This window comes from Occultella glacieicola, from assembly GCF_004353825.1.
GTDB lineage: Bacteria > Actinomycetota > Actinomycetes > Actinomycetales > Beutenbergiaceae > Occultella > Occultella glacieicola.
The window spans coordinates 331,033-354,200 of the sequence record NZ_SMNA01000004.1 but is presented as its reverse complement, the minus strand read 5'-3'; the positions used below and the strand labels follow the sequence as shown (position 1 = coordinate 354,200).

At 68.9% G+C, this 23,168-nt stretch carries 24 protein-coding genes; 5 read left to right on the top strand and 19 right to left on the bottom strand.

What is annotated here, in order from left to right:
* Nucleotides 1-8: 8 nt before the first annotated feature.
* From EXU48_RS09555 to EXU48_RS09500, 12 genes are all read right to left on the bottom strand, one after another.
* Nucleotides 9-959 carry a nucleoside hydrolase gene (locus EXU48_RS09555; RefSeq protein ID WP_133107417.1) on the bottom strand — a complete coding sequence of 317 codons (951 nt, stop codon included), beginning with the start codon at nucleotides 957-959 and terminating at the stop codon, nucleotides 9-11.
* Entirely contained in the window at nucleotides 956-1,861 is a 906-nt protein-coding gene (locus EXU48_RS09550) for a ribokinase (protein WP_133107416.1), read from the bottom strand. Before EXU48_RS09550 ends, EXU48_RS09555 begins: the two co-directional genes overlap by 4 nt.
* The gene (locus EXU48_RS09545) at nucleotides 1,858-3,999 is read right to left on the bottom strand and encodes an ADP-ribosylglycohydrolase family protein (RefSeq protein WP_133107415.1); all 2,142 of its coding nucleotides are present in this window, start codon (nucleotides 3,997-3,999) and stop codon (nucleotides 1,858-1,860) included. The genes EXU48_RS09550 and EXU48_RS09545 overlap by 4 nt, the downstream gene beginning before the upstream one ends.
* A gap of 11 nt (nucleotides 4,000-4,010) precedes the next feature.
* Nucleotides 4,011-4,847: a carbohydrate ABC transporter permease gene (locus tag EXU48_RS09540; protein ID WP_133107414.1), complete on the bottom strand. Its 837-nt coding sequence runs from the start codon at nucleotides 4,845-4,847 to the stop codon at nucleotides 4,011-4,013.
* On the bottom strand, nucleotides 4,844-5,770 hold the full coding sequence (locus EXU48_RS09535) for a carbohydrate ABC transporter permease (RefSeq protein WP_133107413.1): 927 nt from the start codon (nucleotides 5,768-5,770) through the stop codon (nucleotides 4,844-4,846). Before EXU48_RS09535 ends, EXU48_RS09540 begins: the two co-directional genes overlap by 4 nt.
* A 69-nt stretch (nucleotides 5,771-5,839) precedes the next feature.
* Nucleotides 5,840-7,192 (bottom strand): ABC transporter substrate-binding protein, encoded by a 1,353-nt coding sequence (locus tag EXU48_RS09530; protein ID WP_207947678.1) that lies wholly within the window; start codon nucleotides 7,190-7,192, stop codon nucleotides 5,840-5,842.
* A 48-nt stretch (nucleotides 7,193-7,240) separates the two neighbouring features.
* Nucleotides 7,241-8,164: an SIS domain-containing protein gene (locus tag EXU48_RS09525; protein WP_133107412.1), complete on the bottom strand. Its 924-nt coding sequence runs from the start codon at nucleotides 8,162-8,164 to the stop codon at nucleotides 7,241-7,243.
* Nucleotides 8,161-9,084: a PfkB family carbohydrate kinase gene (locus tag EXU48_RS09520; RefSeq protein ID WP_133107411.1), complete on the bottom strand. Its 924-nt coding sequence runs from the start codon at nucleotides 9,082-9,084 to the stop codon at nucleotides 8,161-8,163. The genes EXU48_RS09525 and EXU48_RS09520 overlap by 4 nt, the downstream gene beginning before the upstream one ends.
* On the bottom strand, nucleotides 9,081-10,025 hold the full coding sequence (locus tag EXU48_RS09515) for a nucleoside phosphorylase (protein WP_133107410.1): 945 nt from the start codon (nucleotides 10,023-10,025) through the stop codon (nucleotides 9,081-9,083). Before EXU48_RS09515 ends, EXU48_RS09520 begins: the two co-directional genes overlap by 4 nt.
* Before the next feature lie 3 nt (nucleotides 10,026-10,028).
* Nucleotides 10,029-10,448 (bottom strand): secondary thiamine-phosphate synthase enzyme YjbQ, encoded by a 420-nt coding sequence (locus EXU48_RS09510; RefSeq protein WP_133107409.1) that lies wholly within the window; start codon nucleotides 10,446-10,448, stop codon nucleotides 10,029-10,031.
* 28 nt (nucleotides 10,449-10,476) lie between these two features.
* Nucleotides 10,477-11,589 carry an SIS domain-containing protein gene (locus EXU48_RS09505; RefSeq protein ID WP_165962746.1) on the bottom strand — a complete coding sequence of 371 codons (1,113 nt, stop codon included), beginning with the start codon at nucleotides 11,587-11,589 and terminating at the stop codon, nucleotides 10,477-10,479.
* Nucleotides 11,586-12,545, bottom strand: coding sequence for a carbohydrate kinase family protein (locus EXU48_RS09500; RefSeq protein WP_133107407.1), 960 nt, complete (start codon nucleotides 12,543-12,545; stop codon nucleotides 11,586-11,588). Before EXU48_RS09500 ends, EXU48_RS09505 begins: the two co-directional genes overlap by 4 nt.
* Before the next feature lie 142 nt (nucleotides 12,546-12,687).
* Here EXU48_RS09500 and EXU48_RS09495 point away from each other — a divergent pair, with 142 nt between their 5' ends.
* The 3 genes from EXU48_RS09495 (at nucleotide 12,688) to EXU48_RS09485 (ending at nucleotide 14,270) form a co-directional block, all read left to right on the top strand.
* The gene (locus EXU48_RS09495; protein ID WP_165962745.1) at nucleotides 12,688-13,452 is read left to right on the top strand and encodes a GntR family transcriptional regulator; all 765 of its coding nucleotides are present in this window, start codon (nucleotides 12,688-12,690) and stop codon (nucleotides 13,450-13,452) included.
* Nucleotides 13,453-13,581: 129 nt separating this feature from the next.
* Nucleotides 13,582-13,863 (top strand): type II toxin-antitoxin system Phd/YefM family antitoxin, encoded by a 282-nt coding sequence (locus EXU48_RS09490; RefSeq protein WP_133107405.1) that lies wholly within the window; start codon nucleotides 13,582-13,584, stop codon nucleotides 13,861-13,863.
* Nucleotides 13,860-14,270, top strand: a complete 411-nt coding sequence (locus tag EXU48_RS09485; protein WP_133107404.1) for a type II toxin-antitoxin system VapC family toxin — start codon at nucleotides 13,860-13,862, stop codon at nucleotides 14,268-14,270. Before EXU48_RS09490 ends, EXU48_RS09485 begins: the two co-directional genes overlap by 4 nt.
* A 145-nt stretch (nucleotides 14,271-14,415) precedes the next feature.
* On the opposite strand, the gene EXU48_RS09480 is transcribed toward EXU48_RS09485, so the two are convergent.
* The gene (locus EXU48_RS09480; RefSeq protein ID WP_133107403.1) at nucleotides 14,416-15,378 is read right to left on the bottom strand and encodes an AraC family transcriptional regulator; all 963 of its coding nucleotides are present in this window, start codon (nucleotides 15,376-15,378) and stop codon (nucleotides 14,416-14,418) included.
* 83 nt (nucleotides 15,379-15,461) lie between these two features.
* Between EXU48_RS09480 and EXU48_RS09475 the strand changes: the two genes are divergently transcribed.
* Nucleotides 15,462-16,310, top strand: coding sequence for a Rossmann-fold NAD(P)-binding domain-containing protein (locus tag EXU48_RS09475; protein ID WP_133107402.1), 849 nt, complete (start codon nucleotides 15,462-15,464; stop codon nucleotides 16,308-16,310).
* A 1-nt stretch (nucleotide 16,311) separates the two neighbouring features.
* Nucleotides 16,312-16,788, top strand: a complete 477-nt coding sequence (locus tag EXU48_RS09470; RefSeq protein ID WP_133107401.1) for an anthrone oxygenase family protein — start codon at nucleotides 16,312-16,314, stop codon at nucleotides 16,786-16,788.
* Nucleotides 16,789-16,798: 10 nt separating this feature from the next.
* Here EXU48_RS09470 and EXU48_RS09465 read toward each other — a convergent pair whose 3' ends face one another.
* From EXU48_RS09465 to EXU48_RS09435, 6 genes are all read right to left on the bottom strand, one after another.
* Nucleotides 16,799-17,848, bottom strand: a complete 1,050-nt coding sequence (locus EXU48_RS09465) for a mandelate racemase/muconate lactonizing enzyme family protein (protein ID WP_133107400.1) — start codon at nucleotides 17,846-17,848, stop codon at nucleotides 16,799-16,801.
* Between the two features lie 2 nt (nucleotides 17,849-17,850).
* On the bottom strand, nucleotides 17,851-19,032 hold the full coding sequence (locus tag EXU48_RS09460) for an extracellular solute-binding protein (protein ID WP_133107399.1): 1,182 nt from the start codon (nucleotides 19,030-19,032) through the stop codon (nucleotides 17,851-17,853).
* Nucleotides 19,033-19,282: 250 nt separating this feature from the next.
* Nucleotides 19,283-20,365, bottom strand: coding sequence for a mandelate racemase/muconate lactonizing enzyme family protein (locus EXU48_RS09450; RefSeq protein ID WP_133107398.1), 1,083 nt, complete (start codon nucleotides 20,363-20,365; stop codon nucleotides 19,283-19,285).
* An 11-nt stretch (nucleotides 20,366-20,376) separates the two neighbouring features.
* Nucleotides 20,377-21,297, bottom strand: a complete 921-nt coding sequence (locus tag EXU48_RS09445) for a carbohydrate ABC transporter permease (protein WP_207947677.1) — start codon at nucleotides 21,295-21,297, stop codon at nucleotides 20,377-20,379.
* A complete protein-coding gene (locus EXU48_RS09440; protein ID WP_207947676.1) occupies nucleotides 21,287-22,225 on the bottom strand; it encodes a carbohydrate ABC transporter permease in 939 nt (312 codons plus the stop codon). Before EXU48_RS09440 ends, EXU48_RS09445 begins: the two co-directional genes overlap by 11 nt.
* 124 nt (nucleotides 22,226-22,349) lie before the next feature.
* Nucleotides 22,350-23,120 (bottom strand): IclR family transcriptional regulator, encoded by a 771-nt coding sequence (locus EXU48_RS09435; protein ID WP_133107397.1) that lies wholly within the window; start codon nucleotides 23,118-23,120, stop codon nucleotides 22,350-22,352.
* Nucleotides 23,121-23,168: the final 48 nt, after the last annotated feature.

The window sequence follows — 23,168 nt, the reverse complement described above, 5'->3', positions numbered from 1 at the left end:
CTGCCGAATCATCGCACCAGCCCGTCGACGAGATAGTCGAGGAAACCGTCGAAATCGACGTCGCTCACGGCCTCCAGCAGTGGCAGGTGTTCCCAGCGGTGGTGGTTGCGGACGTCCGCGACCGTCATGCCGAGAGTCAGCTCGCCGCGGGTCTCCACGGCGCAATGGATCCGCTGGGTGGTCATGAGTTCAGGATGGACGAGGGCTGCGATCGCCAGCGAGTCGATCAGGGCGCAGTAGCTCTGGTACCCGCGGCCGCGGACGAACCTGACGATGTCGGCCGCGAACCGTGCCTCGGGTCGCCCACTCGCGGCGAGTCGGTCGAATCGCTCCGGGCTGAGATTCACGTCCGGGTGTGTGGCGACGTCCAGTCCGACGGCGGTCAGCGCGAAGCCGGCGGCGAACACCGTGGCGGCCGCGCCGGGGTCGACGTAGACGTTCCACTCGCTGACCGGGTTGTCGCCGGTGGCTTGGGTCCACGCGTAGCGGGTGAATCCGAACGACCCGGCGATGGCCGTCATCCTGCTCACCTTGCGGGGCAGGTCCGGGTCGAGTTCGAGCGCCAGGGCGATGTTCGTCATCGGGCCGAGCACGGCGATCGCGATGTCTCCGGCGTTGTCGTTGATGACGTCGACGATCAGTTGCGCGGCACTGCGGTCCTCCAGGGGCAGTGTCGGCTCCGGTAGGGCGGTGTTCGCGAGGCCGTCGTCCCCGTGCGAGAACGGGTCGTGGGGGTACTCCCGTGAGATCGGCTGCAGCGGCCCCTGGGCGACGGGCGTCCCGCGCTCGCCCATGAGTTCGAGCACCTTGCGGGCGTTCACCGCGGTGCGGTCGGACGGGAGGTTCCCGGTGACCGCAGTGAGCGCCAGGATCTCGAGGCCGGGGTCCTTGAGGGCGAGGATGATGGCCAGGGCGTCGTCGATGCCCGGGTCACAGTCGATGATGAGTTTGCTGGTCATGCGTTCCATCCTTCGTCCGGATCGTCGAGTTCGGTAAGGGTTGGGAGGGAGTCGATGGCTCCACGACGGGTCACGACGGCAGCGCCCACCCGGGTCGCGTACCGCACCGCGCTCCGCAGGTCGTCGCCCACGCTGAGCCGCACGGCGAGGGCGCCACAGAAGGCATCGCCGGCCGCTGTCGTGTCGACGACCGGAACGGTGCGACCGGGTTCGTGCCATGACTCACCGGAGGTGAGTACCACGCAACCCGAGCCGCCCAGCGTGACGACGACCGTCTCCGGTCCGGTCACGACGCCGGCCTGTGCGAGTGCTTCGTGGGGACTCTCGGGGATCCCCCGGCCCGTGATCGAGGCGAGCTCGGTCTCATTGACAACCAGAATGTCGACGAGCTCGAGCAGCTCCGCCGACACCGGAGCGGCCGGTGCAGCGTTGAGGATCCGACGCCCGGCGGCCATCCGGAACGCAGCCAGCACCGCGTCCGCCGGCACCTCCAGCTGCGCAAGCACGACGGACGCCGTGGCCAGGGCACCCTCGGAGAGGTCCCCCTGGCCCAAGGTCGCGTTGCTGCCGGCGCTGACCAGGATCCGGTTCTCCCCGGCTCGGTCGACGACGATGACGGCGAGTCCAGTGGCACCGCCGTCACGCACCCGGATGCCGGTCGTATCGATCCGCTCGGCGGCCAGCCGACGCCGGAACTCGTTGCCGCCGGCATCGTCACCGACGCACCCCGTCAGATGTACTCGGCCGCCGAGCCTGGCCGCCGCGACGGCCTGGTTGGCGCCCTTGCCCCCGAGTCCGCGCTGGTGACCACGGGCCAATACGGTCTCACCGGCCGCGGGTGCCACGACGACCTCCACCACGAGGTCCTCGTTGAGGCTGCCCACCACGGCGATACCCGTCATCGGTCCGGCCCGAGCGAACCGACCTCGAAGCCGTCGGCGAGCACGGTGCCGGTCGTGACGAGGAAGCCCGCGCCTCCGCTCGAGTGCGCGTTCGCGGCGTCGTCCGAGGCGGTCAGGACCTCGGCGTCGTCGATCCTGACCGTGAGCCGGTCCCGATGGCAGCTCACCGTGACCCGATAGGGCACGTCCTCGGCGTACGTGAAGGGTGCGCTCGCGAGGATCTCCTCACGGTCGTGGTCGCGGCGCACCAACGAGATCCGCTGCCACGACTCGAACACCGCGGCGTAGTAGCGGCGGTGTCCGCGGGCCCGGACCACCAGGCCGCCGCGTTCGTGGGGATTGAACACGAGGGTCGAGGAGAACGTGTAGTCGTCCCAGTCCCGGGTGCCGATGGTCGCCAATCCGGTCCCCTCGGGGTGGGACACGGAGTAGGAGTACCTGAAGTCGGCCTCGAAGTCCTTCGCCGAGCTCACCCACGCCCGCAGCGGCTCCGGGGTGAGGTCCCAGATCGAGGTCATCAGGACGCCGGACCGGGCGTGGCGAACCGGTGCGCCGGACCAGTCCACCCGCTCCAGCACCACGTCGCCGTCGAACCGGCTCGTGGAGGTCACCGCCACACCGAGTCGCAGGATCGGGTTCGCACCGACCTCGGGCACCTCCCAGACCACCTCGCGTGGCTCCTCCGCCAGGAGGAGGTCGGGACCGAACGTCGCCACCATCCGTGCGTCAGCCTCGGTGAGCACGTACGGGCGCAGCGTCGGGCCTGCCTGCGACGTGGGCGCCGCGAGGCGGGCAGTCAACCGGACGCGCTGCCCGGGGTAGAGGGTCGGGCTGGCGATGGTCGAGAAGTTGTCCCCGTCCGCGGCCCTCGGTAGGAACACCGGGGTGGAGACGGCCGCGGGCACCGTTTCGGCGATGCCCGCGCACGTGATCACCAGGCCGCCCGCATCCGGGCCGACCCGTCCGCCGGGGCGCGGGTGGACGTTGGCGACCGCTACCCGGGTGTAGGGCGAAGCGACGTCCGGGCACGGGGCGAAGCCCTGCACGGAGCCGGGCAGTTCGAATGCGAATCGTGCCGGCCGAGGCGCAGGTGGGAGACCGTCGAGGAGGCGTCTGCCGGCCGTGATGGCCCGCGTCTGCTGCACCGCGTCGGAGATGCACTCCCCACCGTCCGCGGTCACCACCAGCAACTGGTCGGCCACCGGCGAGCGCAGGTCCGCCTCCGCGTCCAGGGCGCTGAGCCCGAGTCTGATCCCGTTCAGTGCGCCGACCACGCCGGCGTTGGAGTCGGTGTCCCAGCCGGCCGAGGACGCGATCGAGACGGCCCGGTGGAAGCTGTCGCCACCGAGCAGAAGGGCCGAGAGCACCGCGGCGTTGTTGGTCGTGGCCGGGCACGGGCCGTGGAACACGGAGTAGCCGTACGTCTGCTCGATCCGGTCCCGGACCCCACGCCAGTCGGCGCCTGGCGCGCACCAGGTCAGCACGTCGTCGATGATCTGCTGCAGGACCGGATCCTTGACCTGGGTCCGTCCCGTCTCGATCAGGACGTGCAGGTCGGGTTCGATGTAGGCGAGTGCCTCCATCGCGGCGATGAACGCGGCCGCATCCACGGCCACGCCGTCGTGGCTCACGGAGGCCGCCGCCCGGGCGTGGGCAGCGGCCCGGTCCGGGTCACCGGGACTCATCATGGCGAAGCCGTCGACGAAGATCTGGGCGCCCACCTGCACGGGTAGGGTCCGCCCGTTGCGTCGCGCGGAGCCCGATCCGGGCGCGGGCACGCCGTTCTTGAGGTTCAGATAGGCGGTGTGTTCGGTGGATCGCCCACGTCCGCCCCACCACAGGATCGTGCGGTCCTCGACGATGTAGTTGAGCCAGGTCTCGCCGACCTGCCGGGCGTTGAGCGGCCCGGTGCCGGCGTGGTCGAGCACCGCGCGGGAGAACGCGAACGTGCCCGAGATGTCGTCATCCGCGGTCACGACCGGGATCCCGAGTTGGTCGTTGACGTAGTGCGTCAACGTCCCGAACCGCTCGGCGATGTCGGCGTAGGGCCAGCCCTCGACAGGGCGCCCCAGGTAGACGCCGATGATCTTCCCGAGTACCCCCGCATACGTGCGTTCCGTGTAGTCCTGCTCTTTCATGACCACCGGGATCACCCCTTGACCGAACCGCTGACGAGACCGTCGACGAACTTGCGCTGGGCGGCTAGGAAGAGGAAGACGATCGGGAGGATCAGGATGGCCGCGCCGGCCATCAGGACCCCCTGGTCGACCGCGAACGTTCCGGTCAGGGACAGGAACCCGAGGGTGGCGGTGTAGCTCTCCTCCCGCTGGAGGAACGTCACCGAGATGAGGTACTCGTTCCAGGCGTTCAGCCCTACGATGATGCCGACGGTGATCATGCCGGGCGAGACGGCAGGGACCAGCACGTGCCGGAGCACCTGGAAGGTGTTCGCGCCGTCCATGGTGGCGGCCTCCGGCAGTTCGCTCGGGATCCGCAGGAAGAACGTGCGCAGCAGCATGACGGCGAGGGGCATGTTGATCGCGGCGACGATCACGCCGACGGCGACGACGTTGCTGAGCAGGCCGAGCCGGGCGAACACCGCGTAGAGCGGGAACAGGAAGAGTTGGATCGGCACCGTCATGGCCACCATGAGATAGATCATCACCGGGCCGGCCGCCTTGATCTTGCGAGCAGCGAGCACGTAGGCCGCCGGCGCCGCGGTCAATAGCACGGTCGCGACCGTCGTGGCAGTGAGCAGCACACTGTTGGCGAATCCGCGGGTGTATCCGGCGTACTGCCACGCTTCGGCGAAGTTCGACCAGTCCGGGGACTCGGGCAGCGCGAGTGGATTGCGCACCACCTCCGGGGCATCCTTCAGGCTGTTCAGCAGCACCAGCACGATCGGGAACAGCGCCGTGAACACGAGCAGGATGAGAATGATGTGACCGGGGGTCGCCCGCAGCGCCCGGTTCGAGCTGCGGCTCATACGTCCATGCCTCTCCGGCTCATGCGGGTGTAGATGACGGAGGCGACGAGCCCGAACACACCCATGACGATGCCGACGGCCGCGGCCTTTCCGAACTGGAACGTCGCGAACGCGAGGCTGTAGGCGAACGTGCTGAGCATCTCCGTGGAGTTGGCGGGTCCGCCCTGGGTCATCAGGAAGATGTAGTCGAACGTGAGGAAGGAGAAGATCATGATCATCACGAACATGAGTTGCATCGTGGGGCGGATGTTCGGCAGGTAGACGTAGCGGAACACCTGCCACGAGTTGGCTCCCTCGAGCTGGGCCGCCTCGATCTGCTCCACCGGCGTCTGTCGCAGCGCCGCGAGGTAGACGACGAGGAGGAAGCCCCAGTAGTGCCAGATGTCGACGGCGGCCACCGCGTAGATCGCGCCGTCGAGGCTGGAGATCGGCGAGTCGATGTCCCAGCCCTGCTTGTTCAGGAACCCGATCACTCCGGAGATGGGGCTGTAGATCATGTTCAGCCAGACCATCGCGTTCGTGACCGCGGCCATCACGTAGGGCAGCAGGAAGATGACCTGGTAGAGCCCGCGCGTGCGCGGCCGGCGAAGCAGCAGTAACGCCACGCCCAACCCGAGGACAACGGGGATGGTCAGGAACAACAGGGTCCAGATGATGTTGTTCCCGACGGCGGTCCGGAAGATCGGATCCGCGAGGATCGCCGCGTAGTTCTCGACGCCCACGAACTCCGGGTCGGCCGCGACACCGTTCCAGTCGGTGAACGAGGTGACCAACGTGAACACGCCGGGAACGAGCACGATCGCCATCGAGAGCAGGATCGCCGGCGCCAGGAGTAGGTAATGGACACCATGTCCCCGTCCACGACGGGCATCCTTGACGGTCGCGGTGTCGGCGTCAGGCTGCACAGAGTTCAGAACTGTCATGAGTCGTTCCGTTCCTGCGGGTTCGGGTGGGTCGGCCGCACTGCGTGGGCGACCCACCCGTCACCACTGCTAGGGCGCCGGGATCGGTGGGACCGCACCGTCGGCGAGTTCGGCGGCGAAGGTGGTCTCGATGCCGGTCAGGAAGGTCTCGGCGTCGGCCTGACCGGTCCACACCGTGTCGATGTCAACCAGGGCCTGCTGGGTCTGGGGTGGGAAGAACGTGCCGGTGAAGTACCCGAAGCGACCCTCCTCAGTGGCGGTGAGGATGTCGACGAGCGCGGTTACATACGCTGCCGACAGCCCGTCGAACTGCGCCGGGTCGAGTTCCACCCCTGCGAGCGGGACACCCCAGTACCCGGGCCACTGCGCGGTCATCGTGCTCATGAAGTCCTCGGTCAGCATGTGGTCGATGACCTCGGCGGCGGCATCCGGATGCTCGGACTGGGCGTTGATCGAGAAGGACGCGGTGGTGGCCAGCGTGTACAGGGGCGACTCGAGCTCCGCACCGACCGTGGGGAACGGGATGAAGCCGAGATCGTCGACGTTGCCGTTCTCGGTGTTGAAGAACTCGGCCGCGAACTGGAACGCGAGCGTCGGTCCGAAGAAGAACGGGGATTGCCCGTCCGAGAGGAGCTGCATGGACTCGAGGAAGTTGAGGTTGGTGTACTGGCCGCCGCCGAGATACCCGTTCTCGTACCAGTCGGCACTCATCTGGACGGCATCGACGTAGGGCTGGTCCGTCCACGAGGCCGCGCCGGTGAGCACGTCATGCATCGCGTCCGGGCCGGCGACCGCCGTCAGGAACATCGAGGAGTAGTTCTCGTTGACGGGCTGCCAGCCCTTGTTCCCGGTGACCGACGGGTAGAGTCCCGCGTCCTGGGCGGCGGCCAACGCCGTCTCAAGTTCCTCGATGGTGGTCGGAACGCCGACTCCGAGGTCGTCGAGGACCGCCTGGTTGTAGAAGATCCCGACCGTGTTGATGGAGTTGGCGACGGCGTAGAGGCTGCCGTCCACGGTGCCGGACTCGTAGATCGGTGCCAGGAGCCGGTCCTGCCAGCCGTACTGCTCGGAGTATTCGTCGAGGTTCAGGAGTTTGCCGCTCTGCGCGAACGGCGAGACGAACGACGGGCCCGAGCCATAGACGATGTCCGGTCCCTCGTTGGCCGCGAGCGCGGTCTGGATGTTGCTGTCGACGCGCTCGTTGAACGTGACCGTCAGGGTGTACTCGTCCTGCGAGGCGTTGTAGGCGTCGACGAGGTTCTCCTCGAGGGCCGCCCGCTGCGCCGGCGTGGCACCCCAGAACCAGAGTTCGAGTTCCTCACGCCCGTCGGACGATCCTTCACCGCCCGCGCCGCAGGCCGCCAATAGCGTGATCGCTGCGGCGGCCGCGGTGACCCGAAGGGTCCTTCTGATGTTCTTCATGGGTGACGCTCCTCGTTGAGATGTGGGTTCTCCGGGGGGTGGGTCCGGTCAGGCGACCGGCACCTGGATGTGCTGCGCCGACATGTCGACGACGCCGCCTCTGAAGTGGGGCCTGCCCCACGCGACCGCGAGACCGGCGGCCACATCGGCGCCGATGAGACCGCCGAGGATCTCGCGTTCGGTCCCAGCCGCGGCGGTGAAGTCGCTGAGCCGGATCTGGACCACGCGCTGGCCGTTGCGGCCCAGCGCGGCACCGAGCCCGTCCGCCCGGGGCGCGTCGGCAGCGCCAGAGACGATCAGGGTCAGATGGGCCTGCGGGCCGAGGAAGTAGTCCACGTGACCGATCTCCTCGATCGACGCGGTCCGGACCGTGATGCCGGTGGCCTCGATGATCTTGAGCATCCAGAACTCGGCGGCGCCGTGTGCGTCCGGCATGCTCGCGATCGTGATCCCGGCCGGTTCACCGCCCGCGGCCGTGACGACACGGGCTACGCCCTGTCCGGCATCGGCCCAGTCCCGGGCGAGGGTGGCGGGGTCCGGACTGGCGAGGCCGACCAGCCGTGCGATCGCGGACGAGTGCAGCGCGTAGCCGATCGCCGGGATGTCCTCGGCGATGTCGTTGGGAGGCAGGGCGATGTGCTCGTCCGAGAGCTCGGCCAGTGGGGAGGCAGGGTTGGAGGTGATCGACAGGACCGGTAGGCCGGCGTCCTTGGCCACCTGGGCTGCGCGGATCGTCGCCCCGGTCCGCCCGGACCAGGACAGCGGGACCACCAGGTCGACCCCGCGAGGGGCGCTGCCGCTCCAGGCGACGTCACCGGCGGACAGGACCCGATGCCCGTCGGCCTCGGCCCCTCTCGCGGCCGCGAGTGAGTCTCCGCAGCCGAGGAAGGCAGCCCGGCGCCCGCCGAGTGGCGTGATGTCGGGAACTGCGAGGCCGCCGAGTGCTGCGGCTGCGGTGTGCTGGTCGGTCACGGCTGCTCCTGTTCCTCCACGCGAATGCCGCGCAGCTCGTTCTCGGTGATCTCGTCGCCGCCGATCAGGCCGGCGATTCCGGGCGCCGCAAGGTTGTGGGCGACGGCTGCGGTGGCGATCAGGGTTGCGTCGACGAGCGTCGTGCCCGGCTGCGCCAGTGCGGCCGCCAACGCGCCGGCGTGACTGTCGCCGGCACCTGTGGTCTCCTCGACGTCGACCGTCCCGGCGGCGACCCGCCAGGCTCCCCCGCCGGGGGGCAGGACGAGGGATCCCTCGGCGTCGAGCCTGGCGACCACCGACCTGCCCGTCCTGCGCCGCAGTTCCCACGCCGCTTCCACCGGGTCGGCACCGAGCTGGGTCAGTTGCACACGACTTGGCAGATAGACGTCGGTCCGTGGGGTGAGTTCGGCAACGTAGTCCCAGCCGCCGACCGCCAGGGACTGCTGGTCCGGGTCGACGAGCGTGACCGCCGGGCGTCGACCTTCGAGCGCCCGGGTGGGCGCACACCGGAGTAGGACATCGGGCGCGGTGGCGCCCAGCTGGGCGGGTGGCGCAGTCCCCAGGTCGTCCGTCTCGTCGAGTTCGTGTGCCGTCGCCGACGCAGCAGTCCGCACGATCCGCCGCCCCTGCGGGGAGTTGAGGATCCAGAGCTTCGGGATCGCCGGGCCGTCCACGCACAGGCTGAGGTCGACGCCCGCCCCGGCGAGCACCGCCCGAATGTCCTCATCGGCTCTCGGCAGGGTCGTGCTCAGCGCCACCTGCATCGATTCCGCACTCCGATGCCGCAGCAGCGAGACCGCGAGGACCGCAGCCAGGCTCGCGTAGACGCCCGGCCCGCCCGGCTCGTCGAAGCGGGGCGGCTGACCGACGGTGACCAGATGGTCGCGGCTCAGTCCGCCGTCGACAAGGACCGTTCTCATGCGGACCCACCCGCTTCGGAGAGCGCTGGTATCCACATGGCAAGCCCGGCGGCCTCGCGCGCGCGATCCATGGCGTGAAGCACGGCGACACCGTCGAGCGCGACCCTCATCGCGTCGGTGTGACCGGCCCCCGGCATGAACCTCGCGCCGGTGACGATGTTGTCGGCGACCGAGCAGATCGAGCCGCCACGGAGCCCGAACAGGCTCGCGAGGGTGACGATCGCCGCGGACTCGCGATCTCCGTTGAGGACGCCGGCCCTGGTCCAGGTCTCCACGAGGTCCAGATGGGCGGGCTGGAAGTAGCCGCGCGCAGCGGGCCGGCCGCCGGCCACGAAGTCCGAGTCTGTGGACCGGGTGAGTCCGAGGTGGAACGGTGCGCCGTGACCGGCCGCGGCCTGCGTCAGCGCGAGCACGACCTCCGGCGAGCAGACGCCCGGATAGGCCTGCGGGATGTACGCCTGGCTGACGCCCTCGTCGCGAACCACACCGGTGGCGATGACGAGGTCGCCCGGTTGCACGCGGGCGTGCATGCCTCCGGAACCACCGACCCGGATGAAAGTGTCCGCGTTCGTGTGCTCGAACAGTTCCATGAGCGCGAGCTCCACCTCGGGGCCGCCCGATCCCCCGCTGAGCACGGTCACCGGGGCATCGCCGTAAGTCCCCGAATACGTGGTGAACATCCCGGAGCGACCCACGAGCTCCGCGTCGTCGAGCTCGGCGGCGAACTGGGCGGCCGGGTCCTCGTCGTAGGCGCACAAGGGGTCGCGAACGACGAGCAGCACGTACCGCCCGATCCGGGATGGGTCGAGTTGGGTGAGGGCCGGCCGGCCATCGATCATGAGCCCGTTGGCGGGGATGTTCGCTGCGTACCGGTAACGACCGAGCACGTCGTCCGGGCCGGTCGTTCTCGGGTGCGGCTCGATCGCGTCGACGGCGTCCATGGGTCAGGCCCCGGGGGTCGGGTCGGCGGTGACCTTGACGAAGAACTGGCGCCTGCGGGGACCATCGAACTCGAGGAAGAACACCTTCTGGGAGTGCCCGAGGAGCACCTCGCCGCCGGTGACGATCAGCGTGAGCGTCGGTCCCACCATCGTCGACAGCACGTGTCCGGCTGCGTCCTGCGGAGTGTCGTGCTCGTGCTTGAAGGTGATCCGCGCAGGAACCAGGCGCTGGAACTCGTCCATCACGTCCTCGAGCCCGAGCGGGTCGTGGTAGGAGATGATTCCGAGCGCCGCGGTGGTGTGTGGTGCGACGATCGTCACCAGGCCCTCCTGGACGCCGCTCTCGGTGACCGCGTCGTTGATCTCGGGCTGGATGTCGTAGGCCTCGTTGCCATTGGTCTGTAGTGGGTGGCGGCTGGTCATGGTCTGGGGTCCTTGTCTGCTCGTCGTCTCAGAGGACGATCTGGCTGTCGCGGGTGGTGGCGCCGTCCGCGCAATCCGCCCATGGGCCGACGGCGCCGCGGCCCGGCTCCTCCCCCGTTGCGTCCATGAGGTGAGCGGCGAGGAGACCGAGCACGGCGGCCTGGACCACCGGGGCGAACTCCTCCCGCACCTGCGGGATCTCGATGCTGACGGGCGCGTCGGTGACCGAGCCGATGGCGGCCCACGGCCGGCCGAGGTTGTTCAGCAGTGGCGCGAGCTCGTCCGCGCGGCTGCGGACCGGGGAGCCGGCCGGCGCCAGTACGACGGTGCCGATGCCGGTGGCCGCCCGCTCGAAGTAGTTCAGGTGGATGAACTCCTCGAGATCGACGTGGGCAGACTGCTTGCCGACGGCCTCGAGGATCTTGGCCACCCCGAACGCCGCAGAAGCGCGCGACGGCCCCGAGCCGAGGAATTCCACCCCCTGGAGGTCGCGCCAGTCCTGCACCAAGGAACGCAGCGGAGCATCGGCCGTCACGATCGCCTGCTCAACCACGTCGGAGAGTCCGGCGAGTTCGCCGCGCAGCGCCTGCGCCTCATCCATGGTGATACGCCCCCGCACCTCGGCGAACCGGATCGCGAACAGGTTGAGCGCGAGGACGGCCATGACGTAGCTGCGCATCCCGGGTGCGGCCGGGAACGCGGGCGCCCCTACGTCGACGATGCTCTGCGATGTCCGGGCCAGCCGCGACTGCGCGTTCCCGGTGAGGCCGACGACGTAGCCGCCGGCCGCGGCGGCCCGCTGAGCTGCCTCGACGACCCGGGCGACCTCGCCCGAGTTCGACGTGGCGAGCAGCATCGGCGTGTGCGGGTACTCGTTGCCATAGGAGTCGAGCAGGAACCTGCTTACGGCGAGCGACTCACCGGCGTACACGGGCACGCCGACGAACCGCCGGAACGTCTGCTCGGCAGCCAGGCCAGCGATCGCCGAGTCACCGGAACCGGTGAGCACGACGTGTCGGATCGCGTGCTGGACCGGCGTGGGGACGGACTTGCGCAGGTCCTCCTCGAGGCGCCAGGTCTGCTCCTTGATCAGGGCAGGCAGGCTGGTCACCTGATCGTGCAGGGCGTTCGGGTTGATCACAGCTGTGTTCCGTTCTGTAGGGAGTCGAGGGGTGCGAGGGTGACCTCGACCGAGCGGGCCAGCGCGCGAAAACTGGCGCGCACCGACTCGGTCACCGGTGGCGGGCCGTACTGGTCGATGGTCAGGGCCGCGGCTGCCATCGCTGCTGCCAGCGGGGACCTCAGGTCTGTCTCCTCGCCGGTGGTGGCGGCGGGCCACGCGCCGACGAGCGCACCGCTGAACGCGTTGCCGGCCCCGGTCGGGTCGATCACGGCTCGCGCCGCGGGTCGCGCGCGGGCGACGCGCGTGCGGGTGGCGACAAGCGCGCCGTCCGACCCGAGCCGCAGCGCGAGCACGCCGACGTGCTCCAGGAGCCGACGGAGGCACACGGTCAGGTCCGCGCTGCCACACAAGTTCCGCGCCTCGGCACGGTTGAGGGAAAGGATGTCGACCTCGGCCAACCGGGCCGCCACCTCGTCGAACCGGCCCGGCGCGCACGAGTCGGCGTGGATCTCCCACAGCAGAGTGGCGCCGCTCGTCCGGGCGAGATCGGGCACGTCCTGCCAGAGCGGGTCCTCGACCGAAGCGAACGCATAGACCCCGGACAGGTCGCCGAGTCCGTGCGGCAGCATCGCCGCGGTCGGGTCGAGGGCGACGAAGTGCGTCATGCCGTACGCCGGCGACTCCTCGCGCTCGCCATCCGCGAAGTAGCGGATCCTGGTCCGCGGGGTGTGCTCGTTCAGGACGGTCAACGCGTCGGGGTCGACGCCTGCAGCCCGTAGGTGCATGGCCGCCTCCGGCGGGAAGTCCGCCCCGATCCCGGAGAGCAGGGCCACCCTGCGGCCGCTGCTTAGCGCCTGTCCGAGGGCGGCGTAGGCACCGGCGCCACCGAGCATCCCCGTCAGTTCTCGTCCGTCCGTGAGCACGATGTCGTCGATGACGACGTGACCGAGTGCCACCTGGCGGATGTCGTCCATCGTTCACCTCCTGGTCGCCCATCTGGTTGTAGGGACCTTAGTACCTTTAAGGGTATCCTTGTCAAGACAACTTCGGTACGGGACTCTTGCGGCACGGGGCATGGCACAGTTGCCCACGGGTCGGGAGCGGGTGGGGATGACTATGGCGGCGACAACGGATCGACGGTCTCCCGTTGCACGGTGGGGGCAGATCGCCCGTGACATCAGGCGGCGGATCGAGCAACGCGAACTCGCGTCCGGGGCGCAGTTGCCGAGCGAGAACGAGTTGGCGGAGAACTACGGCGTCAGCCGGATCACGGTCCGGCAGGCCCTGAGCTCGCTCGCCGACGAGGGCTACATCCATCGTCGACAGGGGTCGGGCACGTTCGTCTCGGAGACCGTGCAGGTGGTCCAGCACGATCTCGCGATCGCTCAGCCCTGGCGCGACCGGCTCGCGACTTCCGGGATGCAGGCGACGTCCGTCGAGGTCCCGACCGAACACATTCGAGCGCCGCCCGTCGCGCTGTTGTTCGACCTGGACCTCGCCCACGGCGACATCGGGCCACGCTGGTTCCGCCGCCTGCAACTCGTCGACGGAAACCCGATCGGCATGTCCGATTCCTGGCTCGCACCGGCCGTCGCGCCAGGGATCGAGTCCATGCCGCTCATCGAGGGGTCCCTGTCCACCACCCTGGAGAGCCGGTACGGCATCGTCGCGACCGAAGTACACAGCTACCTCCATCCGGAGACCGCATCCCCTGAGTTCGCGGAGATCCTGCGCTGCCCGCAGGAGGCTCCCCTGATGGTCGTCAATGCCGTCAGTATCGACAGCGAGGGCGCACTCATCGAAGCCTCGCGCACGGTCTGGATCGGGCAGCGCGTACGGTTCCATCACCAGCATGGCGACCGCGCCCGCGGCCCTCGCTGATCGCGCTCTCGACCCAGACATCAGCAACCTGGACTGTCACCTCCTCGAGTCCAGCGTTGCTGGCGGCCGCCACGATCGACCCCGACCTCAAGAGCGAAGGCCCGTAGCACGAGTGCTACGCTCGGTTCCATGAGTTCCAGCGACCCCAAGATCGAGAGCCTGTCGCAGCGCGAGTTGCGCAATGAGTCCGGGCGAGTGCTCCGTGCGGTGAGCGAAGGTCACTCCTTCGTCCTGACCAACAGTGGCGTGCCCGTCGCTCGAATCGTGCCTGTCGATGCCCCCGCTCCCGCGCTGCCGATCACTCGTCCGGCGCGGCGTGAGGGCGGATGGGCCGCGTTGGCAATCGAGCGCAAGTCCACCAGGGAGGGTCTTGCCGCGACTCTTGACGACCTGCGCGGAGATCGGCTGTGACGTCGGGTTCGATCGTCTATGTCGACACGTCGGCGCTCGGCGCGCTGCTGATCGATCAGCCCGAGAGCACGGCGCTGCTGCATTGGCTCGACCAGACCCAGGACACGTTGGTCTCCAGCGATCTGCTCGAGACCGAGTTGCGACGCGTTGCGGTGCGGGAAGGCCTCGACCAGTCCGATGTGACTCGCCTGCTCGACGGCGTCGCGCTCGCGGCCCTCGACCGCGCTGTCTATCGCAGCGCCGGTTTCCTTCCCATGCCATACCTGCGCACCCTCGACGCATTGCACCTCGAGGCGGCCATCCGGCTCGATGCCTCGGGTGTCCTCACCTACGATCACAGGCTCGGCGAGGCCGCCAGGTCCGCAGGGCTCGACGTCATCGCCCCGGGTGCAGTCCGGACGCCGTGAGCACGCTTGCGACCGATCGACGGCACCCCGCCGCCGCGCAACGAGGAACGGTCCGCTGGCTTCGCGCAGACCCGGGGTCGCGTTGGTCGCCCCTCGGGCCCACTGACTACCGCCCGACGGCGGCAGGCGGGTTCCGCCGTCGGGCTCAGTCGGTCCCGACGCCCGCGAGCGCGGCGCCGGTGCGGTGCCGCTGCGGGCTGATGCCGCGCACGCGCTTGAACGCGGAACTGAACGCGAACGGACTCGCGTAACCGACCCGCCGGGCGACGGCGGCCACTGTCGCGTCCGGCTCCCGAAGCAGGTCCGCCGCCATGGTGAGCCGCCAGTCCGTGAGGTAGGCCATCGGGGCCTGGCCGACCAGTTCGGTGAACCGGCGCGCGAACGCGGCCCTGGACACCCCACACTCGGCGGCGAGCCCGGCGACCGTCCAGGGGTGGTCGGGGTTGTTGTGCAGCAGCCGAAGAGCGTGCCCGACCATCGGGTCGGAACTGGCCGTGTACCAGGCCGGCGGGTTCGCCTCGGGCCGCCCCAGCCAGTTCCGCAGCACCGCGATCAGGAGCAGGTCCAGCATCCGGTCCAGAACCACGTCCTGGCCGGGATCGTCCTTGATGATCTCCTCGCGGATCAGTCCGGTCAGGGTGGCTGGTGACGCGGGGTCGCCGGCCCGGATGACGATGATGGTCGGCAACACGTCCAGGAGCCGCTGGCTGACCTCACCGTCGACCCCGTACGCACCCGTGATGACCTCGGTGGCCGCGGCCGGGTCGTTGCCCCAGGTGCGCACGCCGAGCAGCATCTCCTCCTCGAGGGACCGGCCGTCGGGTGCCTGACAGTGCTGGCCCGGATTGATGTAGACGCCGATCGGTGCCTCCGGCGGCTCGGCGACGGTGTAAGACTCCGGGCCGCGCACGAGCGCCAGGTCACCCGCGTCCAGCCGCACCGGCTCACCGGCATCGGGCAGGATCCAGGCGGTGCCCTTGGTCATCACCACGACCGTCAGCGGAGCCTCGTCCCGGATCCGGATCGCCCACGGCGGTTCCATCAGCGAGCGCATCAGGAACGCGCCACGCGCGCGAGGTCCGTCGAGCAGTCCGGTCAGCGCATCCATGCCACCAGTCTCTAGACGTACACACATGGAATCAAGAGCCTGAACTATGGATCGTCTCAGCTCACACCGGTTGAGTGATCCCCATGACCACCAACTCAGAAGACCTGACCCTCGTCCTCGGCGCCACCGGCAAGACCGGCAGCCGCGTCGCCAGGCGGCTCACCGCCGTCGGGCATCCCGTTCGTCTCGGCTCCCGATCGGCCCAGCCGTCGTTCGACTGGGAGGACCCCACCACCTGGTCCGGCGCGCTCGACGGCGTGAGCGCCGTCTACATCGCCTACGTGCCGGACCTGGCCCTGCCGGGCGCCGCCGAGGTGATCGGCGCCTTCGCCGACCAGGCGGTCGCGGCCGGCGTCCGCCGACTGGCGCTGCTCTCCGGCCGAGGTGAGACCGAGGCCGGGATCGCCGAGCGGCGCGTGCAGGGCGTGGATGCCGACGTGACCGTGCTGCGCGCGAGCTGGTTCAACCAGAACTTCAGCGAGAGCTTCCTGCTGCCGGCGGTGCTCAGCGGCGTGTTCGCGGCTCCGGCCGGCCGGCCGGAACCGTTCACCGACGTCGAGGACATCGCCGAGGTGGCCGCAGCCGTGCTCACCCAGGACGGCCACGCCGGCAAGGTCTACGAACTCACCGGGCCGCGCTCGCTGACGTTCGCCGAGGCGATGGCCGAGATCTCGGCCGCGAGCGGGCTCGAGGTGCGCTACCAGGAGATCACCGCCGACGAGTTCCGGGCCGGACTCGAGTCCGAGGGCACGCCCCCGGAACTCGTCGACCTGTTCGTCTACCTGTTCACCGAGGTCCTCGACGGGCGCAACTCCGTTCCCACCGACGACGTCCAGCAGGTCCTCGGGCGCCCCGCCCGCGGCTTCTCGGACTGGGCACGTGAGGCGGCCACGGCGGGCGCCTGGTCCGCGGCGACCCTGCCGGTGCACTGAGATGCTCGCCACCGTCAGCCTGGCCGCGGCGACCATCGCGATGGGACTCGCGGCCGGGCTGTTCTTCTCCTTCTCGGTGGCCGTGATGCCCGGCCTGCGGCGGGCCGGGGACGCCGCGTTCGTCGAGGTCATGCACCACATCAACACCGCGATCCTGAACGTGTGGTTCGCGCTCGCGTTCGGCGGGGCGATCGTCCTGTCGGTCCTGGCGCTGGTCGCGCACCTGGTCAGGGACGCCTCGTCCCCCGCCGTGCCGTGGATCGCCGCGGCCGTGGCGGCCTACCTGGTCTGCCTGATCATCACCGGCCGGGCGAACATCCCGCTGAACAACGCCATCGACCGGGCCGGTCCCACCCCGGCCGACGCGGCCGGGGTGCGGACCGCCTTCGAGGCGGGGTGGGTCCGGTGGAACCACGCCCGCACTGCCACGTCGACGGCGGCACTCGCCGCCCTGGTCGTGGCTCTGGTGGTCGGTTGACCGGTATCGCTCAGTGCGCGCTCCAGGAGGACAGGCCGGGTTCGGTGGGCAGCGGGTAGCAGCCGTCGGTCAGGGTGACCGACCCGTCCGCCGGCAGCAGCCCGCTCTCGACGTAGATCGTGTTCGGCAGGGCCGCGAGGACGTGGATGTGCGCGCCGCCGCCGTGGGAGGCGTACGGGATGCCGAAGCCGGCCGCCATCAGGCCGATCTCGTAGCAGTCGGTGAGCCCGCCGGCCCGGCGCAGGTCCGGTTGGACCACGCCGACGCCGCCACCGACGAACAGGTCCCGGAACTGCTCCTGCCCGTACCGGTTCTCCCCGGTCGCGATCGGGATGTCGAGTTTCTCGGCGAGCGTGATGTGTGCCGCCGTGTCCGCGGCCCGGAGGGGCTCCTCGAACCACCGGCAACCGAGATCGGTGTAGGCGCGACCGCGCCGGATCGCCTCGGCGAGGTCGAAGGCCTGGTTCGCGTCGACCATCAGGGGGACCCCGTCGCCGATCACCGCACGGACCGCGCCGATCCGTTCGAGGTCCTCGGCGAGCGGGCCACCGCCCACCTTCATCTTCACACCCTGGAAGCCCTGTTCCATCGCCCTGGCGCAGACGTCCTGCAGTTGCGGAACGTCCAGCTCGAGCCACCCCACCATCGCGTAGGTGGGGATCGCGGCCCGCTGGGCACCCAACAGTCTCCAGACCGGCACCCCGAGCGACTTGCCGAGCAGATCCCAGAGGGCCTGATCGATCGCGGAGATCCCGAAGGTCGACAGGCCCGCCGTGCCCTGATAGTCGGTCAGCGTCCGCAGCAGGTCGCGGATGTGCCGGATCATCGTGGCGTCCTGGCCGACGATCGCGGGACCGAGCTGTTCGGTGACGAGGGCGCCGAGCAGAGCGGGTGAGCTGGCGACGCGACCGAAATAGGTGCTGCTGGTGCCGCTGACGCCCGCGTCCGTCTCGATCGTCACGTCGCAGCGCCCGTTCCGATCGAGCACCTGGATGGCATCCCGGATCGCGTGTGCCTTGGGTTCGGAGGTGACGTCGACCGTCACTCTGGTGATCTTCAAGGTCACCCCTGCCCGGCGAGGATCGCCTCGACCTCGGCGCGGATGCCACCGAGCGCGTCCGCCGCGGTCTGACGTCCGCTCCAGATCTCGTCAAGCACGGGTCGGTAGACCGTCCGCGCCCGCTCGATGTAGAGCCCGAAGTTCTCGTTGACGGCGTTCGCCAGTGCCTGGCTGACCATGCCGAGGTTCTGGGGCGCCTGATCGTCGGCGACGAACAGCTCGGCGGAGCTGGTGGCCACCGGGACGAACCCGCGCGACTCGGCGAAGAGCTCGGCGGCCTCGGGGCCGACGCAGTACTTCAGGAAGTCCCAGGCAGCGTCGGGATCCGGCGACTCGGACGGCACGGCCAGGACCGTCATGGTGTTCACGGTCTGCCGGGTCGCCTGCTGCGGCGGCGGGAAGATGTCCCAGTTCACCTCCGCGTTCTCGCGGAGGTAGGGGATCGAGCTGGTGAGCCCGAGGAGCATCGCGACCTGCCCGGTCCCGAACAGGGACTGGGCCCAGTTCGGGGTGGACTTTCCGGTGCTGACCGTGCCGAAGTCCGGGTGGACGCCGTGCACGAGCGCCAGGTCGGCGACCCACTGGAGGGCATCCGTGCTGCCCTCGTCGGCGAGCGTGAACGACTGGGCGTCCTCGGAGTAGATGCCGGTGGTGCCGTTGTTGACCGGCCAGACGGTCTCCAGGGCGGTGTCGTGGAAGAGCAGCGCGCCCCAGCGTTCGCCGCCCGGCTTGGTGAGCTTCGTGGCGGCGTCCAGGAAGTCGTCCCAGGTCCACCCGTCGGCGTCCCAGTCAGTCGGTGGGAGCGGCACCCCCGCCTCCTCGAACGCGTCGACGTTGCAGTAGATGACGCCGGGGTTCGTCAGGATCGGCCAGGCCGCATGGGCGCCGTCGGCCTGCTTGGCGAAGTTGAAGGCCACCGGGTAGAAGTCGTCCGCGTCGATCGAGTCCTGCTCGAGATAGGGCGTGAGATCGAGCAGGGAGCCCTCGCTGTAGTACGCCTGCACGAAGTCGTCGTTGATGCGGATGACGTCCGGGTGGGCCCCGGACGAGAGCACGGTACGAAGCTTCGTCTCGTAGTCGCCGCCGCCCGGGACCGACTGCACGTCGATCTCCCGGGAGGCCTGTTCCGCCCAGTTCTGGGCGACCTGGTACAGGGTCGTGTCGGACGTCGCGTCCCAGCTCATGAAGGCGAAGGTCCCGCCCGACCCCGAGCCGGAGCCGCCACCACCGCCCCCACAGCCGGCGAGTGGGGCACCGATGAGAGCAGCGCCGGAGGCCACTCCCAGGGTCTTGAGCAACGATCGTCGTGAGACCTGATCTACCGCCATTGGTTCGTCCTGTCCTGTGTGCTGAGCCGTGTTGATGGGCCGGCCGAGGAGCGGGCCGGTGTGCCGGAGTCGCCGCGACGCGGTGCTCCGATTGGAGGATTCGCCGTCAGTTGCTTCGCAACCGCGCCACGGCGTCCTCGTCGAGTTCGACCCCGAGACCGGGCAGGTCCCACGGGGTGATGACGCCGTCGACCGGGACGAGAGGGTTGGTCCAGATCGGGACGTCGTCGAGCACCGGGTTGTGCTCGATGTTGTACTCCTGCGGGTACACGCACGAGGGCGTACTCACCCACAGGTGCGCGTGTGCCGAGGTGCCGATGGTCTGCTGGGTGTTGTGCACCGTGATCGGCTTCGTGTGGACGTCCGCGAGTACCGCGATCTTGCGGAACTCGGTGATGCCACCGCACTTGATGACGTCGGGCTGCAGGATGTCGACCCGGCCCTGCGTGATCAGGTCGCGGAACTGCCAGCTCGTGTACTCCTGCTCGCCCGCCGCGATGGGGATGTCGACGGCGTCCGCGAGCCGGGCATAGGCGGCGTAGTCGTGCGCGGCGAGCGGCTCCTCGAAGTGCCAGACCCCGTAGGCCTCCAGTTCGCGCGCGATCCGGATCGCGGTGTGCTCGTAGTAGGCGTTGTTGACGTCGACGAGGATCGGGAAGTCGTCGCCGACCGCGGTGCGGACCGCCGCGACCGTCGCGATCGTCTGATCGAAGCCGTCGTCATGCATCCACGGGGTCGAGGAGTGGATCTTGTAGCCGTGATAGCCCTGCTCCTGGAACGACACCGCCCGCTCGGCCTCCTCCTGCGGGCTCATGCTGCGCGACATCGAGCTCGCGTAGACCTTCGTGCCGTTGCGGTAGGTGCCGCCGGTGAGCGCGTACACGGGCAGGTTCGCGGCCTTCCCCAGCAGATCCCAGAGCGCGATGTCGATGCCGGCGATCGCCTCGAGCTGGGCGCCCATCGGTCCGAGCTTGTAGGGCTTGGTGTACATCCGACGCCAGAGCCGTTCGATGTCTCCCGGGTCCTCGCCCACCAGCAGCGGCGCCAGCGCATGCTCGACGATGGCGTGCGTCACGGCGGCCTTCATGGGGCTGACCTCACCGATCCCGACGAGTCCTTCGTCGGTGTGGACCTTCACGATGTGGAACTGCTCGAGCAGAATGATGGACTCGACCTGTGTGATGCGCATGTATCGGCGACCTAACCTTTCAGACCTGACATGGTGATGCCCTGGACGAAATACCGTTGGGCGAGGAAGAAGAGGATGAGCGGCGGAATGATCGTCAGCGTGGCCGCCGCCATCATGAGATTCGTCTGCGTGAAGAACTCGCCCTGGAAGAGCACGAGCGCGATGGGCATGGTCTGCAGCCGGGTGGAGTTCAGGAAGATCAACGGACCGAACAGGTCGTTCCAGGACGCCATGAAGGTCAGGGCGCCGACGGCGGCCAGGGCCGGCTTGACCTGAGGCAGCATGATCCGCCAGAACGTCCCGAAGATGGACGCCCCGTCCAGCTTCGCCGCCTCCTCCAGTTCCCTCGGTACGCCACGGAACGACTGACGGAGCAGGAAGGTCCCGAACACCGGCGTCAGCACATTGGGGACCCAGAGCGGCAGATGTGTGTCGATCCAGCCGATCTCGCGGAAGAGCATGTACTGCGGAATCAGGTAGACCATGCTCGGGATCATCGCCGTCGCCAACAGCAGGGCGAACGCGACGTTCTTGCCCACGAAGTTCAGGCGAGCGAACCCGTACCCGGCCAGCGACGCGAAGAAGAGCAGGCCAGTCACGTTGAGCGCCGCAAGTTTCACGCTGTTCAGGAAGAACGGCAGGAGACCGTCCGCCGCGGCCGCGTAGTTCTCCCACTGGAAGGCGGAGGGGATGAACGTGGGCGGCGAGGCGAGCACCTCGTTCTCGGGCTTCAGCGAGGCGCTCACCATCCACAGCAACGGCATCGCGAACACACCGGCCAGGACGATCAGGGTGATCAGGACCGCGGCCCGCCTACCGATGCCGCGCGGCCGGCGCCGCGTGGCCGGCGCGGCCCGGCGCTCCTCGGGCCCGCCTGCGGTACCTGGGTCAAGGGCACGTGGCGCTCGAGCCACGACGCGTTCAGCTGTCATAGTGCACCCACCGCTTCTCCATCTTCCATTGGAAGACGGTCACCAGGCCGACGATCAGGAACAGGACCCACCCCATCGCCGAGGCATAACCGAGGCGCCCCTGGGCGAAAGCGACCTGATAGATCTCGAAGATCAGGACGGACGTCGCATTGTTCGGTCCGCCGGACGTCATCACGTAGATGATGCCGAAGACCTGGAATGACGAAATGAACTGCATGATCGTCAGGAAGAAGATGCTCGGGGTGAGCAGCGGAAATGTGACGCGCCAGAACCGGAGCCAGTTGGAGGCGCCGTCGACCGTTGCCGCCTCCAGGAGCGACTTGTCGATCGACTGCAACCCGGCGAGCAGGATCACCATCGGGTAGCCGACGCCCTGCCACAACGCCACGATGATCACCGCGATCAGCGCTGTGCTCGGGTCGGAGAGCCACGCCGGGCCAGAGATCCCGACTCCGCGTAGGACCGAGTTGATCAGGCCGTTGTTCGGCTCATACAGCCAGAACCAGACGAACCCGATGGCCACGACGTTCGTGATCGCCGGGGAGTAGTACAGGGTCCGGAACACGCCGACGCCACGGATCCGCTGGTTGCACAGGACGGCCAGTGCGAGTCCGATCGCGATCGAGAGGGCCACCATCGCCACGGTGAAGATCGCCGTGTTCAGCAGGGTCGTGTAGAAGCGGGTGTCGGTGGTGAACAGGGCGACGAAGTTCCCCAGCCCGAGGAAGTCCGGCTCGTTCAGACCGGTCCAGTTCGTCATCGAAACGCCGAGCGACGCGATCACCGGACCGATCTGGAAGGCGAGCACTCCCAGGATCACCGGACCGACGAACAGCCAGCCCGCGAGGTTCTGACGCCGCGGCTTCTCCCGGCGACTCCGGTTCGGCGGGGCATCCGTCGCGGATGCCGAGACCTGGGTGTTCGCCACTCGCTCTCATCTCCCTCGCGAGGCCCGCGGCCGGGGGGTAGGCCGTCGGGCATCGGGCCACGTCCTCGTCCCGATGGGCTCCGACGATCGCGCGGAAGGCGAGAGGCATCAAGCGGTCGTCCCGCTATGCCGGACGACCGGGTCTCGATCCCAGTACCCGGGAGATCGCCATCGCCGTCATCCGCACCGCGGAGGCGTAACGCTGGGCCTGGGACAACGCGGTCGCACCGGTGACGGAGATCGCTCCGACCAGGTGATTGCCCATCCCGAAGATCGGTGCCGCCACACAGAACAGGCCGGGCTGCGACTCCTCGACGTCGTAGGCGACCTTGGTCTCCCGCACCCTCGCGAGCTCGCGGCGAAGGGAGGTGGGATCGGTGATGGTCTTCGGCGAGAGCCTCGTCAAGGGTGCGCCCAACACCGACTCCACGAAGTCGTGGTCGCTGAAGCCGAGGATCGCCTTGCCGAGACCGGTGCAGTGCAACGGCAGCCGGCCCCCGAGGCGCGAGTGCGGGACCAGCAGGTCGCGGCGCGAGATCTTCTCTAGGTAGATGATCTCGCGCTTGTCCCGGACGGCCAGGTTCGAGGTCAGGCCGGTCACCTCGTTGAGGTTGTGCGCATACGGGAGGGCCACCTCCCGCAGGGTCCGCTGCGCGGGCACCAGGTGTCCCAGCTCGAACATGCGCACCCCGAGCCGGTATCCCTTCCTGCCGCGCTCGAGGGCACCCCACGCCACGAGATCCGTCACCAGCCGATGGGTCGTGGACTTCGGTATCCCCGACGTCCGGGCCATCTCGCTGATGCTGATCTCGAAGTCGGTCACCGAGAAGAGGTCGAGCAGGGACAAGCCCTTGGCGAGCGAGGAGCTGGCGTCCTGCTGTTCGGGACGGGTCATAGCCGCTTCCTTCCGTGATGGTCATCATCGGTCCAGACGTGACCGAGG

What these genes read in the sequence shown, in the direction of transcription:
- EXU48_RS09555 (WP_133107417.1), bottom strand. Translation starts at nt 959, where the DNA reads ATGACCAGCAAACTCATCATCGACTGTGACCCGGGCATCGACGACGCC.
- EXU48_RS09550 (WP_133107416.1), bottom strand. Translation starts at nt 1,861, where the DNA reads ATGACGGGTATCGCCGTGGTGGGCAGCCTCAACGAGGACCTCGTGGTG.
- EXU48_RS09545 (WP_133107415.1), bottom strand. Translation starts at nt 3,999, where the DNA reads ATGAAAGAGCAGGACTACACGGAACGCACGTATGCGGGGGTACTCGGG.
- EXU48_RS09540 (WP_133107414.1), bottom strand. Translation starts at nt 4,847, where the DNA reads ATGAGCCGCAGCTCGAACCGGGCGCTGCGGGCGACCCCCGGTCACATC.
- EXU48_RS09535 (WP_133107413.1), bottom strand. Translation starts at nt 5,770, where the DNA reads ATGACAGTTCTGAACTCTGTGCAGCCTGACGCCGACACCGCGACCGTC.
- EXU48_RS09530 (WP_207947678.1), bottom strand. Translation starts at nt 7,192, where the DNA reads ATGAAGAACATCAGAAGGACCCTTCGGGTCACCGCGGCCGCCGCAGCG.
- EXU48_RS09520 (WP_133107411.1), bottom strand. Translation starts at nt 9,084, where the DNA reads ATGAGAACGGTCCTTGTCGACGGCGGACTGAGCCGCGACCATCTGGTC.
- EXU48_RS09515 (WP_133107410.1), bottom strand. Translation starts at nt 10,025, where the DNA reads ATGGACGCCGTCGACGCGATCGAGCCGCACCCGAGAACGACCGGCCCG.
- EXU48_RS09510 (WP_133107409.1), bottom strand. Translation starts at nt 10,448, where the DNA reads ATGACCAGCCGCCACCCACTACAGACCAATGGCAACGAGGCCTACGAC.
- EXU48_RS09500 (WP_133107407.1), bottom strand. Translation starts at nt 12,545, where the DNA reads ATGGACGACATCCGCCAGGTGGCACTCGGTCACGTCGTCATCGACGAC.
- EXU48_RS09495 (WP_165962745.1), top strand. Translation starts at nt 12,688, where the DNA reads ATGGCGGCGACAACGGATCGACGGTCTCCCGTTGCACGGTGGGGGCAG.
- EXU48_RS09490 (WP_133107405.1), top strand. Translation starts at nt 13,582, where the DNA reads ATGAGTTCCAGCGACCCCAAGATCGAGAGCCTGTCGCAGCGCGAGTTG.
- EXU48_RS09480 (WP_133107403.1), bottom strand. Translation starts at nt 15,378, where the DNA reads ATGGATGCGCTGACCGGACTGCTCGACGGACCTCGCGCGCGTGGCGCG.
- EXU48_RS09475 (WP_133107402.1), top strand. Translation starts at nt 15,462, where the DNA reads ATGACCACCAACTCAGAAGACCTGACCCTCGTCCTCGGCGCCACCGGC.
- EXU48_RS09470 (WP_133107401.1), top strand. Translation starts at nt 16,312, where the DNA reads ATGCTCGCCACCGTCAGCCTGGCCGCGGCGACCATCGCGATGGGACTC.
- EXU48_RS09460 (WP_133107399.1), bottom strand. Translation starts at nt 19,032, where the DNA reads ATGAGCTGGGACGCGACGTCCGACACGACCCTGTACCAGGTCGCCCAG.
- EXU48_RS09450 (WP_133107398.1), bottom strand. Translation starts at nt 20,365, where the DNA reads ATGCGCATCACACAGGTCGAGTCCATCATTCTGCTCGAGCAGTTCCAC.
- EXU48_RS09445 (WP_207947677.1), bottom strand. Translation starts at nt 21,297, where the DNA reads ATGACAGCTGAACGCGTCGTGGCTCGAGCGCCACGTGCCCTTGACCCA.
- EXU48_RS09435 (WP_133107397.1), bottom strand. Translation starts at nt 23,120, where the DNA reads ATGACCCGTCCCGAACAGCAGGACGCCAGCTCCTCGCTCGCCAAGGGC.